Raw genomic sequence first — 15,771 nt, 5'->3', positions numbered from 1 at the left:
AGCTTCGGACGCAGCCCGCGTCCTGCCCGCTCAGGCCTGAGGCGTTCGCGTGCCGGCATCGTCGAGGAACGACCCGGCCGGGGTCGCCTGCTCGATGCGCACGACGAGTTCCATGGCGCCAGTCTATCGCCCACGCGCGCTGCCCCCACCGTCGCTCAGGCGAGGTGTTTGAGGGCCTCCCGACGGCTCAAGGGGCTCAGCTCGCAGGCGGCGACGAATGATCGCACCCAGTCCGGTTCCACACGCGCGTATTCGCGCAGCGCCCAGCCGATCGACTTGCGGATGAAGAACTCCGGGTCCGAGGCGTTGGCCTCGATCACGTACGTCAGCAGCCGGCGATCCACACGGATGCCGCGACCGAGCTGGGCGATGATGGCGATTCGGCGCATCCACATGTCCGCGTCCGTCGCCCACCCGCGCAGCAGGTCCGCCGTCGGCACCGGTCGCACGTCGAGCGCCTCCGCCAGGCGATGGGCCAGCTCGTCGGCGTAGTCCCACCAGCGTCCCGTCCGCACCATGTGCTCGACGAGCGGGATGACGTCGGGATCGGCCCGCAGACCCCGCACGCGCAGAAGCGCCATCGCCGCGTAGCGCTCTTCGCGATGGGATGCCTCGTCCCACAGCGTCGTGGCCGCCGCCAGCAGGGTCGCGGCATCCACCTCACCCTTCGCCGCCTGCCGCGCGATCCGTCGGGACTCGGGCACCGCCGCCCCGAGGAAAGGCATCTCCGACTTCATGTACGCCTGCTGGCCGGCGGCGCGCGCGGGGTCGGCGGCCGCGCGGAGTTGTGCGTGGACCGCGGCGACGATGTCACTCACGCGACGCCCGCGCGAGGACGCGATCGAGCTGCGCGGACAGAGTGCGCCACGCGCCGAGTTCGTACGAGAGCACCACCGACACCGGTGAGGCCAGCACCACGAGCAGGCAGGCCCACAGCGGACCGCCGACGGCGGCGAGACCGACCGCGACGACCGGCAGAAGCATGGTGGCCAACTGCATGACGCTGTTGCGCGGCAGCGTCGCGACGAGCCAGGCGTGCAGGAGGTAGAGCGAGACCATGAAGATCAGCACAGGGATCGCGATCGCCAGGATCGCGGTGAGCGTCGTCACCTCGTAGTGATCGTCATAGACGTAGCCGATGACGTGGAGTCCCGCGCCGACGGCGGCGATAGAGGCGAAGACGAAAAAATGGCCGTAGCCCCACGGGAAGGAGCGGTTGCGGCGCACCGCGAGGACCGGAGCCGACGGAACGAGGAAGTACGCCCACCACAGCGCGAACGTCAGCGCGATCCCCGCGCCGATGACCACGACGGTGTCGATCGTCCAGCCCTCGGCGGCCGAGATGGACTGCGCGGCCGCCAGCGTTCCCAGGACGGTTTCGCCGAGCGCGATGATCGCCAGCAGGCCGTAGCGCTCGGCGATGTGATGCGGGTGCCACGGCGTCATACCGCCGCCGCCGTGGGTGGCGCCCTTGACCTCCGCGACGACGGGACCGGCGAGTTCGAGGATCCAGAGGAACACCGCCGCCAGGAGGGTCCAGCCCACGTCGAGCGGCAGGACGGCGGTGAGGATCCACCCGGCCTGCGCGATGCTGACGAAGAAGGCGTACGTCAGCGCAACGGAGCGGTACTGCGGATCGCTGTACGCCGCGCGCAGCCACTGCGCGACCATGGCCAGCCTCATGACGACGTAGCCCGCGACCAGCAGCCCGTTGTCCAGCGGTTCGCCGCGATCGATCGAGGCGAACATCGGAGGGATGCCGATCGCCAGGACGATCACGCCCGTCATCTGCAGCATCGTCAGGAGCCGGAAGAGCCAGTCGTCCGTGTCGAAGGCCGAGGCGAACCACGAGTAGTTGATCCACGCCCAGATGATCGCACCCATCGCGAAGGCGAAGCCGCCGGTCGCGGCCAGTGGATGCCCGACCGCGATGCCGTGCGCGAGCTCACTGCCAGCCACCCCGAACGCCGCAACGAAGGTCAGGTCGAAGAGCAGTTCGAGGGGCGTCGCGGCACGGTGGTCCCCGTCGATGGTGCGGCCCGTCATCCTGCGCAGACCGTGGCGATAGTACGCGGCGGCGCGGTCCGAGGATTCTGCGTGTGTCACAGGCGCGCTCCCTTGATCCGAGGCATCCCCGCTCGTCCGGCGGTCCTCGACATCATGGCACCACGAACGGGTGCCGGGGCCGCTCATTTCCGGCCGGGCGTCCCGCGGTCTACCCCGGTACAGCCGCTCCCGGCAGAGCATCCACGAGAAGCTCTCCGTCGCGCACGACTGCTGTTCCCCCGACGAAGAGATGCTGGACACCCTCACTGGCGGCGGGCTGAAGGACGGTCCCCCGCTCACGTACCCGTGCCGGGTCGAACACGACGATGTCCGCGTCGGAGCCCACCTCGAGCCGACCCTTGCGACGGAATGCCGGAACGCTGCCCTCGAGGATCTGTGCCGGAAGGAGACTGGCCTTGCGGACGAATTCCGTGAGCGGGATGTCCTCCGCCGTGAGCAGCCGCTGGGCCTTGGCGAAGCATCCGGCACCCCGCGGATGCGAGCTGAGGCCGTCGGGAGCGGGCCACTCGTCGCCGCCGGGGTCGGGCACTCCCCTGACTCCGACGAGCGTGTCCGAGTCGGAGGCGATGGCCGTCTCGGGCGCCGCGACGGCGCGCATCAGCGCGGCGAGGTCTTCGGGTCGATCCTCATCGAGGAAGTCGATGGTGCAGAGCGCAGACGGATCCTCGGCCCGCAGCGCGGCGAGGTCGGCGAAGTCGCGGACCTTCCGGCCGTGTCCGAGGTGATGGATCGAGTCCGGGCGCAGGCCCTGATCGGCGAGCACCTCGGGCGCGAGGAACGCCGCCCCGATGTCGGTGCAGCCGTAGCCGAAGGGATAGACCTCGGTCGTGACACGGGTCCCCGCGGCCGCAGCCACCCGGATGCGCTCGATGACCTGCGCGATGCGCGCGTGCGAGGTGCTGTTCAGGTGGCACAGATGCACGTGCACGCCGGTGTCCTCGGCCAGTCCGATCAGCTCGTCCACCGCATCGAGGATGGTCGGCGGCGTCTCGGGGCTCATGGAGCGGGAGTGCACGAACAAGGGGACCTGCAGTCGCGCCGCGAGTTCGGCCACCGCGCGTACCTCCTCCGGCGGCGTCTGCGGCGCATAGCCGAGCAGCATCCCGATCCCGATCGCGCCGTGAGCCACCGCATCCTCCAGCAACGCGAGGATCCGGGCATGCTGCTCGGCTGTCGCCGCCTGCCCCCAGCGCTCGCCAGTGTGGTGGTCGCTGAACATCTTGAGACCCGACGCCGGGCCCGCGGGGTGGGCCTCATCGCGCAGTGGGGCGCCGTCGAGCACGTGCATGCGCGCCGCCGACCACGAGGCCGAGAAGCCGAAGTTCAGTGGCATCCCGTGCGCCGCCATCTTCGCGAGCAGCGGGCGCACCGGCAGCGCGCCGGCCTCGAGATCGAGCGCGGTCGTCACTCCGTCCAGCGCCTGCAGCCGCAGCCCCAGACGCGTCTGCGCGTGCGAGTGCAGGTCGATGAAGCCGGGCGCCACGACCAGGCCGGTGGCGTCCACGACCAGGTCCGCGTCGTCGGGGACCTGGCCGATGTGGGTGATCGTCCCGTCCTCGAACCGCAGGGCGATGACTTCGTTGCGTCCTGAGGCGGGGTCGATGACCCGCCCGCCGAGCACGTTGACGCGGGCGTGAGGCATGGTGATCTTCCCTAGAAATAGGTGCGGATGGCGCCGACGACGAGGTAGTGATCGTCGACCTCGGGGATGAGGCGCCATTTGTCGAAGGCCGTACACGGATGCGAGATCCCGAGACAGACGAGGTCGCCGACGTCCAGTGCCTCTGCCCTGTCGAGTGCGGCATACAAGTGCTGGTCGTTCATGCCGGTCACCCGCACGCCCGTCAACGGCGATTCGACGCCGTCCACGCGCCGGCGCAGCGCGACGGGGAACCCGGAATCGTGCGGTGCATCGCGCTTCCCGGCGCCCAGGATCGCGAGTTTGGGTTCGGGGCGCGAGAGGACGCGCGCCCACAGTTCGAGGGCCGGCTCCAGCGTGGCGCCGTTGAGGTCCGCCGTGGTGCCCGCGTACAGACCGTGGTCGTGGGTCAGATAGCACCCGCTGCGCAGCAGGATGCGCAGCGGCAGCCCGCGGACCTCGCTGCTCATCCGCAGGGCGTCCACCACGAGGTCGGGATACATCGACCCGCCGAACGACGCGATCGGCGACTCGGTGACGAGTCCGTCGCGAACGAACGCCGCCAGCGTGGACACGGCACCGTCGAGGTAGCGACGCACGGCCTCGCGACGGATTTCCTCGTCCTCGCCGGGCATGACGCCCTCGAACCCTTCGACGCCGCGGAGGGTCACCCCGGGGCTGGCATGCGCGCTGCGCGCCAGAGCGAGCGCGTGACTGGCCGAGCGCACCCCGGCGCGGCCGCCCGGATAGCCGAGCTCGATGAGCACATCGATCGGTCCGGCCTCGGGGTCGGCGGCGACGGCCGCCTCCGCCACGGCGATGCCGGTGAACGAGTCGATCACGATCGTGATGACGACACCGGCGGCCCGCGTCCGCTGGATCCAAGCCAGATCGTGCAGGTCGATGACTTCATTCGCGATCAGGATGGCGGTGGCCCCGGTCTCCGCGAACACGCGGGCCTGCGAGACATGCGCGACTGTCACCGCAGTGGCTCCGCTCGCGCGCTGGCGATCCCACAGCTGAGGACTCATGTGCGTCTTGCCGTGCGGAGCCAGCTCGACGCCCTCGTCGCGGCAGAATGCCGCCATCACGGCCAGGTTGTGCTCCAGGGCCGAACGACGCAGGGCGAGCACCGGGAAGGCGAAGTCCCCGTTCAGCAGGTTCCACTGCTGATCGGCGATGGTATCGACGGTGACACCGGCCACGGAGGGGAAGGATTTGTCCCTCCAGCCGACGACGTCATCGGTCGTGTCTGCGTGACCGTTCATCCTCGACGCTCCCTCCGTGACAGGTACCGCGACCAGCGTATTCAGCCGAATCTCCGGTCGTATAGTCAGAGCAGACGAACCAGGCATCCGAGTGTTGACCGATCGGACAAAGAGACCGCTCTTCGGCTAGGGCAGTCTGTGGGAAACGCTCGGAAGGAAGCCCAACGTGCACGTTTACATCTCGGTGGACATGGAGGGAATTGGCGGAATCGCCACTCTCAACCAGACCATTCGCGGCAACTCAGGCTATCCACGCGCCCAGACGCTCATGACCCTCGAGACCAACGCGGCGGTGCAGGGCGCGTACGACGCAGGCGCCACCCGTGTCACGGTGAACGACAGCCACGGCACGATGGACAATCTGCTGCACGAGGAGCTGGACCCGCGGGTCCGATTGGTGTTCGGCTCGCCCAAGGCCCAGTGCATGGCCGAAGGCCTGGACGAATCGGTGGATGTGGCCCTGTTCGTGGGCTATCACGCACCCGCCGGCCACGAGGGCGTCCTCGCCCACACCTTCTCCGGCCTCTTCACCCAGGTCCGGATCAACGGTCGCCCGGCTTCGGAGATGACCGTCAACGCCTTGTGGGCCGCATCCATGGGCGTGCCCGTCGGCCTGGTCACCGGGGACGACGTCATCTGCGGTCTCGCCGAGCAGGAGATGCCCGGCGTCGAGGTCGTCTCGGTCAAGGTGGCGCACGGTTGGACCGCCGCCGACGCCGTCGCGCCTTCGGTGGCCCGCGACGCGATCCGCGATGGCGCTTTCCGCGCCGTCACCCGGGCGGCGGAATTCACCCCGGTCGAACTGCCGGCCAACCTCCGCCTCGAGATCGACATGCCCACGCCGCTCGCCGCAGATCTGGCCGCGATGATGCCCCTCGTGGAGCGGGTGTCCGGTCGCGCCATCGGCGTCGACCTCACCGACCCGGCCGACGTCATCGGCGTGATCGTGGTCTGCTACGAACTCGCCTCCTCGGCCCAGCGCACCCTTTCATCCGTGCTCACGCGCGTGTGAAGGTCCGGCTGCGCCCGCGCAGCCGGACATCCTGCGGTCACGCCGGCCGTGACCTTCGACCCGAACGACGGCACCACCCGAACACCGAGCGTCACTCACACCCACACAGCACCACTGAGACCGGGAGCACCCCATGAAGCGCACAGGAAGAGCCACCGCAGTCGTCATCGCCCTCAGTACCGCCCTCGTTTTCACGGGTTGCTCGGCGAGCACCCCCGAGACCGGTGACGCGGAGAGCATCGTCACCGTCGCCCGTGCCGGTGATGTGACCACCCTCAACGCCGACGCGGTGGCCTCGAGCAAAGAAGGCTGGGAGACGCTGATGCTCGTGGCCAACTCGCTGTTCGCCTTCGACTCCGAGGGCACCATCCAGCCGCGCATCGCCGAGGGCTTCGAGTACAACGCCGACAACACGGTACTGACGGTCACCCTCCGTGATGACGTCACCTTCTCCGACGGGACGCCGGTCACCTCGGCGGACGTCGCCTTCACGATCGAGAACGCCAAAGAGGGCGAACTCCAGGGTGCGCTCTACCAGCGCATCGTGAACATCGAGACGCCCGACGACCAGACGATCGAGCTCACGTTCGAGGCTCCGTCATCCGCCGCGATCTTCAGTCTGGCCAGCTATGCCGTCGCGATCATCCCCGAGGACTTCGGCGGCAAGACCGAAGACGAGTTCTGGCAGGAGCCGGTCGCGGTCGGCCCGTACAAGGTCGCGGACTGGGAGCAGGGGGTGGGCATCACCCTCGTCCGCAACGACGAGTACTTCGGTGAGCCGGCGAGCATCGACCGCATCGAGTTCCTGACGGTGCCGGACGCGAACACCCGCCTGCTCCAGCTGCAGAACGGAACCGCGGACATCATCGACGCCGTCACGACGGCGCAGATCGATCAGATCACGCAGACCGACGGACTCAGCGTCGAGGAGTTCACCGCGGGCCAGAACTACTTCTTCACGATGAACACGACGGGTGAACCGTTCTCCTCGCCGGAGGCACGGCGCGCCGTCTCGCTCGGTATCGACCGCGAGTCGGTCGTCGAGGCGGCACTGGGCGGCCACGGCGTCCCCGGGGCATCCTTCGTGGTCCCGACCGCGGTGGGCGGGTTCGCTCCCGCTTTCGGCGCACTGTACGACCCCGCAGCCGCGAAGAAGGAGATGGCGGCGGCGGGCCTGGAGGGCGGGTTCTCGTTCGAGCTGATGTACACGAGCGGCGACCCGACAGTCGAGACCGCGCTGCAGGTCGTGCAGCAGAACCTCGCAGAGATCGGGATCACCGTCACCCTCGCAGGACTCGACAACGACGCCATCGCGGCGAAGGTCGAGGCCAACGACTGGGACGCGTACGTCGTGAACATCATCAGCGAAGCGGATGCGGGTGAGGTGCTGCAGTACTACGGCGCCACGAACGGCTTCTACGCCGGTGAGCAGGACATCATGGCCCAGATCGAGGCGTACAACGCGCAGGCGGATGCGGACTTCAGTGGCCAGGACGGCCGCAACGCGATCTTCGCCGACGCCCTCGACCTCATCGCCGACACCGCCGTGCAGGTCTCGATCATGGATCCTGCCCGTCTGTGGGGCGTGTCCGACGCAGTCAGCGATGTTCAGGCCCTCAACACGACCGGCGCTCTGGACTTCACGCGGCTCACGCTCGCGAAGTGACCCGATGATCGTGCTCGGGAGTCGTGAGGCAGGTTCGTGGAACGCCTGACCTATCTTCTCCGTCGGCTGGGGTATGCACTCCTCACGCTGATCGGAGTGGGCATCCTCCTCTTCTTCCTCATCCGGCTGATGCCCGGCAGCGCCGCACGGGCGATGCTGGGCGTCACCGCGACTCCCGAGCAGATCGCGGCGTTCGAGCACACGCTCGGGCTCGACCGGCCCGTCGTGGTTCAACTCGCCGACTACATCGGCGGGCTGTTCAGCGGAGACCTCGGCACCTCGCTGCTCTATCGCAAGCCCGTGTCGGACGTCATCGCCGGCGCATTGCCGGTCACGATCCAGCTCACCGTCTACGTGCTGGTGCTCAGCATCATCACGACGGTGACCCTGGCCTGGATCGCGGCAGCGAACCGGGGCGGAGCGGTGGACCAGATGATCCGCGCCATCCCCCTGATCGGGATCGGGATGCCGTCGTTCTGGATCGGCGCGATGCTGCTGTTCATCTTCGCCCTCACCCTGCGGTGGTTCCCCGTCGGCGGGTACGTGTCCGAGTTCCCCGGCAACCTGGTCACTTTGTTCCTGCCCGCGCTGACGATCACCATCGCCGTGTCCGCCATCCTCATCCGCAGCCTGCGCCTCGGCCTCATCGGCGTCCTGGAATCCGACCACGTCCTCACCGCGCGGGCCAAGGGAATGAGCGGGTTCCGCCTGATGATCTCGCACGTGCTTCCGAACGCGGCCATCCCGACCATCACCGTGCTCACCCTCGTGTTCGCAAGCCTCATCGGCGGCGCGCTCGTGGTCGAACAGGTGTTCGCGCTCCCGGGCCTCGGGTCGCTGATCATCGCCGGGTTCCGAGCCCACGACCTGCCACTGGTCATGGGCATCGCGCTCATCACCGCCGCGTTCGTGCTCGTGGCCAACGTCGCCGCCGACCTGGCGTACGTCCTCATCGATCCTCGGGTGGCCCTGCGATGACCGCGCTGACACGCCCCGCCGTGCTCACCCCCACCGCCCGCCGCAGGGGCCACCGACGCGGCCCCGGGCTCTGGATCGGCGTGGGCATCGCGGCCGTCTACGTCCTCGCCGCGATCGGCGCCCCGTGGCTGGCACCGTACGATCCGCTCGCCCAGGACATCCCCGCCGCCCTCTCCCCGCCCAGCGCCGCGCACCTGTTCGGCACGGACAACCTCGGTCGCGACGCGTTCTCCCGCGTACTGTTCGCCGCCCAGCTCGATCTGTTCATCGGCCTGACCGCGGCATCCCTCGCCTTCGTGATCGGCAGCTCAATCGGCCTCGCCGCCGGGTATGCCCGGGGCTGGGCGGATGTCGTACTCACGCGCGTGATGGATCTCGTCCAGGTCATCCCCGGCATCGTCATCCTGATCATGCTGCTGCTGATCTTCGGGGCCGGCACGGGCGGCATCATCTTCGCGCTCGCGGTGACCGGATGGGTCGCGTACGCCCGCCTGGTGCGCTCCGAGGTGTTCGTCGTCGAGGGTCAGGACTTCGTCCTGGCCGCCCGCCTCGCGGGGTTCTCCCCGATGCGTGTCGCCGTGCGGCACGTGCTTCCCAACGTCTGGCTGCAGGCCGTCGTCTACCTCACCTCCGACATCGTCCTGGCGATCGGCGCGGTCACCGCCCTCGGCTACCTCGGCATCGGCATCCAGCCGCCCACCCCGGAGTGGGGCGCGATGATCGCGGGCGGCCAACCGTACCTGCAGTCGGCGCCTTGGCTGACCGTCATCCCGGGCATCGTGGTCGCCGTCCTCGGACTCGGACTCGCGCTCATCTCGGACAACCTCACACACCGGACGGGAGGCCGACGATGAGTGAGCCGCTTCTGCAGGTCGAGAACCTCACCGTCACCCTGCATACCCCGCAGGGCGACCTGGTCGCGGCCGAGAACGTCAGCTTCGATGTGCTGCCCGGCGAGATGATGGGCCTGGTCGGCGAATCCGGCTCGGGCAAGAGCATCATCCTCCGCGCGATCATGGGGCTCCTCCCCCGCGAGGCGAGCGTGACCGGCCATGTGCGCTGGCGCGGCGTCGACTACATCGGTGCACCCGAGCGCCTGTGGAAGGCCCTGCGCGGTCGCCATATCGGCATGGTGTTCCAGGACCCGATGACGGCCCTCAACCCGATCCGTCGCATCGGCCCCCAGCTCGTCGAAGGCCCGCAGCGCATTCTCGGCTGGAGCCGTCGCGAAGCGGCCCGTCACGCCGTCGAGCTGCTCGAGTCCGTCCGCATCCCCGACCCGCAGCGCGTCCTGCGTCAGTATCCGCACGAGCTCTCCGGCGGGATGCGGCAGCGCGTCGTGATCGCCATGGCGATGGCCTGCGAGCCCGAGCTCATCCTGTGCGACGAGCCGACGACCGCGCTGGATGTCACAGTGCAGGCCAAGGTGCTGGATCTCATCGGCGAGCGGACCCGCACGATGGGCTCGGCCGTGATCCTGGTCAGCCACGACCTCGCCGTCGTCGCGCAGCTGTGCTCGTCCGTCCAGGTCATGTACGCGGGGCAGCTGGTCGAACGCGGACCGATCGACGACGTCTTCGCCGACCCGCGGCACGCCTACACCGCTGCGCTGCTCGGGTCCCTTCCCGACATCGACGCGGAGCGGCGCCGGCCGGTGTCGATCCCGGGTGAGCTGCCCGACAGGTTCCTGCGTCCGAGCGGATGCCGCTTCCACCTGCGCTGCAACGTCGCCGGCGAGGTGTGCCCAGACGAGGACTACGCGCTCCGGCAGGTCGGCGTCGACGCGCTCCTGTCCGCCGCACCCGGGCGCGGCGCGGACGACGCGCTCGAACGCGGCAGCGCGTGCTTCTACGACCTCGGGATCCCGGATGCGATCGCCGAACCCGCGATGGGAGGACGGCGATCATGACCCTGCCCATACTCGAGGTCGAGCACCTGAGCATGCGATTCCCGGTCAAGGGCGTCGCGCGGTGGCCGTGGCATCCGCGCCCGACCCGCACGGTCCTGGACGACGTGTCGCTCGTCGTCGAGCGCGGGGAGATCCTCGGCCTGGTCGGTGAGTCCGGCAGCGGCAAGTCCACGCTCGCGCGCTGCATCGTGGGCGTGTACAAGAGCGAGGGCAGCATCCGCATCGACGGGGAGAGCCTCCCCGCCCGCCCGAAGCCGGCCCAGCGCCGTCGCGTGCAGATGGTCTTCCAAGACCCGTACGCCGCGCTCAACCCCGCGCTCAAGGTCGGGCAGATCCTCGAAGAGCTGCTCGTGGTGCACTCGCTCGCGACCACGCGCACGGCCCCCGGCCGCGCGGAGGAGCTGCTCAGCTGGGTCGGGCTCGGCACGGACGTCATCGGCGTCCACCCCGGCGCCCTCTCCGGTGGCCAGCGTCAACGCGTCAACATCGCGCGCGCACTCGCCCTCGAACCCGAGCTGCTGATCGCCGACGAAGTGGTCTCCGCCCTCGACGCCTCGGTACAGGCCAGCGTGCTGAACCTGCTCCTGGACCTCCGCGACCGACTGAACCTGTCGATGGTCTTCATCAGCCACAACCTGGCCATCGTGCGCCAGGTGTGCGACCGGGTCGCCGTCATGCAGGACGGCCGGCTCGTGGAGACCGCCTCCACCGAACAACTCTTCACCGCAGCATCCCACCCGTACACGCAAGAACTGCTCGCCGCTGTTCCGCGCCTGCGCATCGCGCGCGGCGCCCAGAAAGGAATGTCATCGTGATCGATCTTCAGAAGTTCCTCGACAGCGGGATCGCCCGAAACGGCGTACCCGGGGCTGCCTTGGCCGTACTCACGCCGAACGGCGTCGAGGTCGCCGTGGCCGGCGTCATCAACGCCCGCACCGGTGTGCCCGTGCAGGAGGACACCCTGTTCCAGATCGGGTCGATCACGAAGGTGTGGACCTCGACGATCGCGATGCAGCTGGCCGCCGAAGGACTCCTCGACATCGACCAGCCGATCGTCGAGATCGATCCCTCCCTCGCCGTCGGCGGAGCGCCGGGCGCCGCGATCACGATGCGGCACCTGCTCTCGCACACGAGCGGCCTGGAGTGCGACCTGCTCCTGGACACCGGCCGCGGCGACGACGTCCTGGAGCGCTACGTCGAGCAGGTGCGCGATGAGCCGCTGATGCACGAGCCGGGCGAACTGTGGAGCTACTGCAACACCGGGTTCATCATCGCGGGCCGCGCGCTCGAGCTCGTCTCGGGCAAGACATGGGATCAGCTCGTGCAGGAGCGCATCATCTCGCCGCTCGGTCTGGAGCGCTCCGGCACACTGCCAGAGCAGGCGCTGCTGCACAGCGCGGCGGTCGGGCACGTGCACGCGCTCGGCGAGCCCTACCGGCCCGCCGACGCCTGGTTCTTCCCCCGCGCCGTGGGTCCCGCCGGCAGCGTCTTCACGAGCGTGCGCGACCTCGCTGCCTTCGGACGCCTCCACCTCGCCCCCTCCGACGTCCTGGCCGAGGAGGGCCTCGTCGCCATGCGCACCGAGGTGATCGCCTCGGAGGAACTCGTCCCCGGACTCACGGGCTGGGGCATCGGATGGGGTCGATTCCAGTGGGGCGAGGACACCGTCTACATCCACACCGGCGGCACCATCGGCCAGTACGCCTTCGTGGTGGTGCACCCCGGCAGCGGCTCGGTGATCGCCCTCCTCACCAACGGCGGCAACGCCGATGCACTGTCCTCCGAGGTGTACAACGCCATCGCGCCCGAGCTGTTCGGACTGCAGCCCGCGGGGCCCCGTGCGCCCGGGGTCACCCCCGCCGTCGACGCACCGTTCGGGGAGTACCTCCGCTACGGGTCCTCGATCGTGCTGCGCACCGGTGCCGATGGTCCCGAAGTCGAGCTCATCGAGGGCGAGGTGGAGACCGGCGACGGCGAGCACCGCGCGACCTTCCCCCTCCTCACCGACGCCGACGGCACCCTCACGGTCATCCCGCCGGGCTCCCCCGGCGCCACGCTGCTGCTCCCGTTCACCCTGCGCAACGGCAAGTCGGCGATCCTGGTCGGCACCCGGCTGTACGTCGCTGCGGCGGCGTGAGTCACGCCATGCAGGAGTTCGACCTCGCGCAGATGACGCGCGACCTGAAGGCGCTCGTCGAGACGGAGTCGCCGTCGAGCGACTTCGATGCACTCGCGCGCGGAGCCGCGACGGTGAGCGAAATCGGCACGAGGCTGTTCGGCGTGGCGCCGGTCGTCGTCGTCAACGACGGACGTCCCGAGGTCTCGTGGAGCTTCGGTGCGCCGACGGCGCGCACGGTGCTGGTCCTCGGCCACCTCGACACGGTGTGGCCGGTCGGCTCGCTCGCGGCGGAGCCCTGGCGGGTCGAGGACGGGCGTGCGTACGGGCCCGGCTGCTTCGACATGAAGGCAGGGCTGGTGCAGGCGCTGCACGCCGTGGCGAGCGTCCGCGACCGGGATGGCATCACCGTCCTGGTCACGTCGGACGAGGAGATCGGCGCGCCAAGTTCCGGCACGCGGATCGCCGCGGAGGCGGGCACCCACCGACGCACGCTGGTCTTCGAGGGCAGCGCGGACGGCGGTCGCATCAAGACCGCGCGGCGTGGCGTCTCGATGTACCGCGTGCATGTCACGGGTCGCGCGGCGCACGCCGGTCTCGAGCCATGGGCGGGGATCAACGCGACGGTCGAGCTCGCGGCGCAGGTGGCCGCCATCGCCGCGTTCGACCAGTCCCCCGATGGACCGTCCGTCACGCCGACGCTCGCTGCCGCGGGCTCGAGCAGCAACACCGTGCCGCAGAACGCCTGGGTGGATGTCGATGCCCGCTGCGTGACCGCGGACCAGCAGCGGGAGCTTCACGCGCGCATGCTGGCGCTGCGGCCCACGCTCCCGGGCGCCGGCATTCGCATCGACGGCGGGCCGCGGCATCCGCCCCTCGAAGAGTCCCAGACGCTCGAGGGCTATGCCGAGCTGGTCGAAGCGGCGGGGCGGCTGGGAGTTCCTGCTCCCGGGACCGCCCATGTCGGCGGCGCCTCGGACGGCAACCTCGCCGCAGCGATGGGTTCCATCGTCGTCGACGGTTTCGGGGCGGTGGGCGGCAACGCCCATGCGCCCGGCGAATGGGTCGTGCTCGAGGAGATGCCGCTGCGCGCGGCACTGGCCGCGGAGCTGATCCGCGGCATCCTCACAGATCGCGCACCAGACGGCGACGAGGTGTGATGACCACGCCGTCCTTCGTCCTCGTCGATGCGGCCAAGGCCGCGTCGGTCGCCCGCGTGCGGATCGAGAGTCTCAGCACGATGGCCGAGCTCAAGCAGGCGGATGCCGTGCTGCGCGAGATCTGGCGGGACGACAGCGCCCAGGCCGGCCCGATGCCGATCGCCGTCATGCGTGCGCTCGAGCACGCCGGATCGTATGTGCACGGTGCCTTCGACGCCGACGACGGACGGATGCTGGGGGCCTCCATCGGCTTCTTCTCGACGCCCGAGCAGCGCAGTCTGCACTCGCACATCACGGGCGTCCTGGCATCCGCCCACCGGGGCGGCATCGGGTACGCACTCAAGCTCCACCAGCGCGAGTGGTGCATCGCGCGCGGGGCACGCGAGATGACCTGGACCTTCGATCCGCTGGTCGCCCGCAACGCCTACTTCAACATCGTCAAGCTCGGCGCCGACATCGCCGAGTACCTCGACGACTTCTACGGGCAGATGGACGACCAGATCAACCGAGACGACCCGACCGACCGCGTGCTCGCGCGATGGCGATTCGACGTCCCCGCGCGAACGCTGCGTGCGCTGCCGCCCTACCGACGCCTCCTGACCTCCGGCGCGGATGGTGCACCTGTGCCCGTCTCGGACGAGACCCGCGGCGCGGCGATCATCGAAGTACCCGTCGACATCGAGGGGCTGCGTCTGATCAACCCCGCAGTGGCAGCCGATTGGCGCGCCGAAGTGCGTGCCGCATTCGCCCGCGCCGACGTGGAGGGCCTCGTCGTGGACGGGTTCGTCCGCGGCGTCGGTTACACCCTGGCCCCTCATTCCCCCTCCCGACCGACGAAGGACGGCTCCCCATGAAGATCGATCTCATCCGACTGCACCACGTGAAGCTGCCGCTGAAGGCCCCGTTCACGACCTCGTTCGCCACGCAGACCGAGCGCGACACGATGCTCGTCGAGGTCGTCTCCGACGGCGTCTCGGGCTGGGGCGAGTGCGTGACCATGGAGCATCCGTACTACTCCTCGGAGTACTCGGCAGGTGCGGTCGCCCTCATGACGGAGTACCTCGCCCCCCGCACACTGGGTGTCGACGTGCAGGCCGAGAGCGTGGCGGCCCTGTGGGAGAAGGTCGTCGGCCACCGGATGGCGAAGGCCGCGCTGGAGACCGCCATCCTGGATGCCCAGCTGCGCCAGACCGGCCGAAGCCTCGCCCACTATCTCGGGGCGACGGTGGACCGCGTGCCCTCCGGGGTGTCCGTCGGGATCCAGGACAGCATCCCGGAGTTGATCGACATCGTCGAGGAGTTCGTCGAGGCCGGCTACGTGCGGATCAAGATCAAGATCAAGCCCGGCTGGGACATCGAGCCGGTGCGCGCGCTGCGCGAGCGGTTCGGCGTCGGCCTGCCGCTGCAGGTCGACGCGAACTCGGCCTACACGCTGGCGGATGCCGGACACCTGCGTCAGCTCGACGAGTACGGCCTCATCCTGATCGAGCAGCCCCTCTACGAAGACGACATCCGCCTTCACGGCCGGCTCGCCGAGATGATGTCGACCCCGATCTGCCTGGACGAGTCGATCGTCTCAGCCCGCTCCGCGGCCGACGCCATCGCGCTCCGAGCCATGAGTATCGTCAACATCAAGCCGGGACGCGTCGGCGGCTATCTCGAGGCGCGCCGCATCCACGACATCGCTCAGGCGAACGGCATCGGCGCCTGGTGCGGCGGCATGCTGGAGAGCGGGCTGGGACGCGCAGCCAACGCCGCGCTCGCGGCCCTTCCGGGCTTCACGCTGCCCGGCGACATCTCCGCGTCCGACCGCTTCTACGCGCGCGACATCACCGAGCCGTTCGTGCTCGAGGACGGCTACATCCGCGTGCCTACAGGACCTGGCCTGGGCGTGGAGCCCATCCCGGAGCTGCTGGCCGCGGTGACGGCGCACGTCGACACGCTCGTCGGCTGATC

At 69.4% G+C, this 15,771-nt stretch carries 14 protein-coding genes; 10 read left to right on the top strand and 4 right to left on the bottom strand.

Annotated elements, in window-relative coordinates; all coding sequences use genetic code 11:
* Nucleotides 1–155 precede the first annotated feature (155 nt).
* The 4 genes from ASD65_RS02690 to ASD65_RS02675 form a co-directional block, all read right to left on the bottom strand.
* Nucleotides 156–818: a DNA alkylation repair protein gene (locus tag ASD65_RS02690; protein ID WP_082561548.1), complete on the bottom strand. Its 663-nt coding sequence runs from the start codon at nucleotides 816–818 to the stop codon at nucleotides 156–158.
* Nucleotides 811–2,106 (bottom strand): low temperature requirement protein A, encoded by a 1,296-nt coding sequence (locus ASD65_RS02685; RefSeq protein ID WP_235566588.1) that lies wholly within the window; start codon nucleotides 2,104–2,106, stop codon nucleotides 811–813. The genes ASD65_RS02690 and ASD65_RS02685 overlap by 8 nt, the downstream gene beginning before the upstream one ends.
* A 109-nt stretch (nucleotides 2,107–2,215) precedes the next feature.
* Nucleotides 2,216–3,709 carry an amidohydrolase family protein gene (locus ASD65_RS02680; RefSeq protein ID WP_056218064.1) on the bottom strand — a complete coding sequence of 498 codons (1,494 nt, stop codon included), beginning with the start codon at nucleotides 3,707–3,709 and terminating at the stop codon, nucleotides 2,216–2,218.
* A gap of 11 nt (nucleotides 3,710–3,720) precedes the next feature.
* Nucleotides 3,721–4,974 carry an alanine racemase gene (locus ASD65_RS02675; RefSeq protein WP_056218062.1) on the bottom strand — a complete coding sequence of 418 codons (1,254 nt, stop codon included), beginning with the start codon at nucleotides 4,972–4,974 and terminating at the stop codon, nucleotides 3,721–3,723.
* 166 nt (nucleotides 4,975–5,140) lie between these two features.
* Here ASD65_RS02675 and ASD65_RS02670 point away from each other — a divergent pair, with 166 nt between their 5' ends.
* The 10 genes from ASD65_RS02670 to menC all read left to right on the top strand — a co-directional run bounded on the left by ASD65_RS02670 (nucleotide 5,141) and on the right by menC (nucleotide 15,769).
* Nucleotides 5,141–5,986, top strand: a complete 846-nt coding sequence (locus ASD65_RS02670; RefSeq protein WP_056218059.1) for a M55 family metallopeptidase — start codon at nucleotides 5,141–5,143, stop codon at nucleotides 5,984–5,986.
* 133 nt (nucleotides 5,987–6,119) lie between these two features.
* The gene (locus ASD65_RS02665; protein WP_056218057.1) at nucleotides 6,120–7,652 is read left to right on the top strand and encodes an ABC transporter substrate-binding protein; all 1,533 of its coding nucleotides are present in this window, start codon (nucleotides 6,120–6,122) and stop codon (nucleotides 7,650–7,652) included.
* A gap of 36 nt (nucleotides 7,653–7,688) precedes the next feature.
* Nucleotides 7,689–8,630, top strand: coding sequence for an ABC transporter permease (locus tag ASD65_RS02660; RefSeq protein WP_056218054.1), 942 nt, complete (start codon nucleotides 7,689–7,691; stop codon nucleotides 8,628–8,630).
* Nucleotides 8,627–9,484 (top strand): ABC transporter permease, encoded by an 858-nt coding sequence (locus ASD65_RS02655; protein ID WP_056218051.1) that lies wholly within the window; start codon nucleotides 8,627–8,629, stop codon nucleotides 9,482–9,484. The genes ASD65_RS02660 and ASD65_RS02655 overlap by 4 nt, the downstream gene beginning before the upstream one ends.
* Nucleotides 9,481–10,539, top strand: coding sequence for an ABC transporter ATP-binding protein (locus ASD65_RS02650; RefSeq protein ID WP_056218044.1), 1,059 nt, complete (start codon nucleotides 9,481–9,483; stop codon nucleotides 10,537–10,539). The genes ASD65_RS02655 and ASD65_RS02650 overlap by 4 nt, the downstream gene beginning before the upstream one ends.
* The gene (locus ASD65_RS02645) at nucleotides 10,536–11,354 is read left to right on the top strand and encodes an ABC transporter ATP-binding protein (protein ID WP_056218036.1); all 819 of its coding nucleotides are present in this window, start codon (nucleotides 10,536–10,538) and stop codon (nucleotides 11,352–11,354) included. Before ASD65_RS02650 ends, ASD65_RS02645 begins: the two co-directional genes overlap by 4 nt.
* On the top strand, nucleotides 11,351–12,676 hold the full coding sequence (locus ASD65_RS02640; RefSeq protein ID WP_056218033.1) for a serine hydrolase domain-containing protein: 1,326 nt from the start codon (nucleotides 11,351–11,353) through the stop codon (nucleotides 12,674–12,676). The genes ASD65_RS02645 and ASD65_RS02640 overlap by 4 nt, the downstream gene beginning before the upstream one ends.
* Before the next feature lie 8 nt (nucleotides 12,677–12,684).
* Complete coding sequence (locus ASD65_RS02635; protein WP_056218029.1) at nucleotides 12,685–13,815, top strand: M20/M25/M40 family metallo-hydrolase; 1,131 nt, start codon at nucleotides 12,685–12,687, stop codon at nucleotides 13,813–13,815.
* Nucleotides 13,815–14,669, top strand: coding sequence for a hypothetical protein (locus ASD65_RS02630; RefSeq protein WP_056218026.1), 855 nt, complete (start codon nucleotides 13,815–13,817; stop codon nucleotides 14,667–14,669). Before ASD65_RS02635 ends, ASD65_RS02630 begins: the two co-directional genes overlap by 1 nt.
* Nucleotides 14,666–15,769: an o-succinylbenzoate synthase gene (menC, locus tag ASD65_RS02625; RefSeq protein ID WP_056218024.1), complete on the top strand. Its 1,104-nt coding sequence runs from the start codon at nucleotides 14,666–14,668 to the stop codon at nucleotides 15,767–15,769. Before ASD65_RS02630 ends, menC begins: the two co-directional genes overlap by 4 nt.
* Nucleotides 15,770–15,771 lie beyond the last annotated feature (2 nt).

The organism is Microbacterium sp. Root61 (assembly GCF_001427525.1).
GTDB lineage: Bacteria > Actinomycetota > Actinomycetes > Actinomycetales > Microbacteriaceae > Microbacterium.
Note: the sequence above shows the minus strand (reverse complement) of the source record. Positions and strands in the feature narration are given on the sequence as shown.

Coding starts and splice junctions, on each gene's coding strand:
- ASD65_RS02630 (WP_056218026.1), top strand. CDS start 13,815: ATGACCACGCCGTCCTTCGTCCTCGTCGATGCGGCCAAGGCCGCGTCG.
- ASD65_RS02675 (WP_056218062.1), bottom strand. CDS start 4,974: ATGAACGGTCACGCAGACACGACCGATGACGTCGTCGGCTGGAGGGAC.
- ASD65_RS02655 (WP_056218051.1), top strand. CDS start 8,627: ATGACCGCGCTGACACGCCCCGCCGTGCTCACCCCCACCGCCCGCCGC.
- ASD65_RS02650 (WP_056218044.1), top strand. CDS start 9,481: ATGAGTGAGCCGCTTCTGCAGGTCGAGAACCTCACCGTCACCCTGCAT.
- ASD65_RS02635 (WP_056218029.1), top strand. CDS start 12,685: ATGCAGGAGTTCGACCTCGCGCAGATGACGCGCGACCTGAAGGCGCTC.
- ASD65_RS02665 (WP_056218057.1), top strand. CDS start 6,120: ATGAAGCGCACAGGAAGAGCCACCGCAGTCGTCATCGCCCTCAGTACC.
- menC (WP_056218024.1), top strand. CDS start 14,666: ATGAAGATCGATCTCATCCGACTGCACCACGTGAAGCTGCCGCTGAAG.
- ASD65_RS02680 (WP_056218064.1), bottom strand. CDS start 3,709: ATGCCTCACGCCCGCGTCAACGTGCTCGGCGGGCGGGTCATCGACCCC.
- ASD65_RS02645 (WP_056218036.1), top strand. CDS start 10,536: ATGACCCTGCCCATACTCGAGGTCGAGCACCTGAGCATGCGATTCCCG.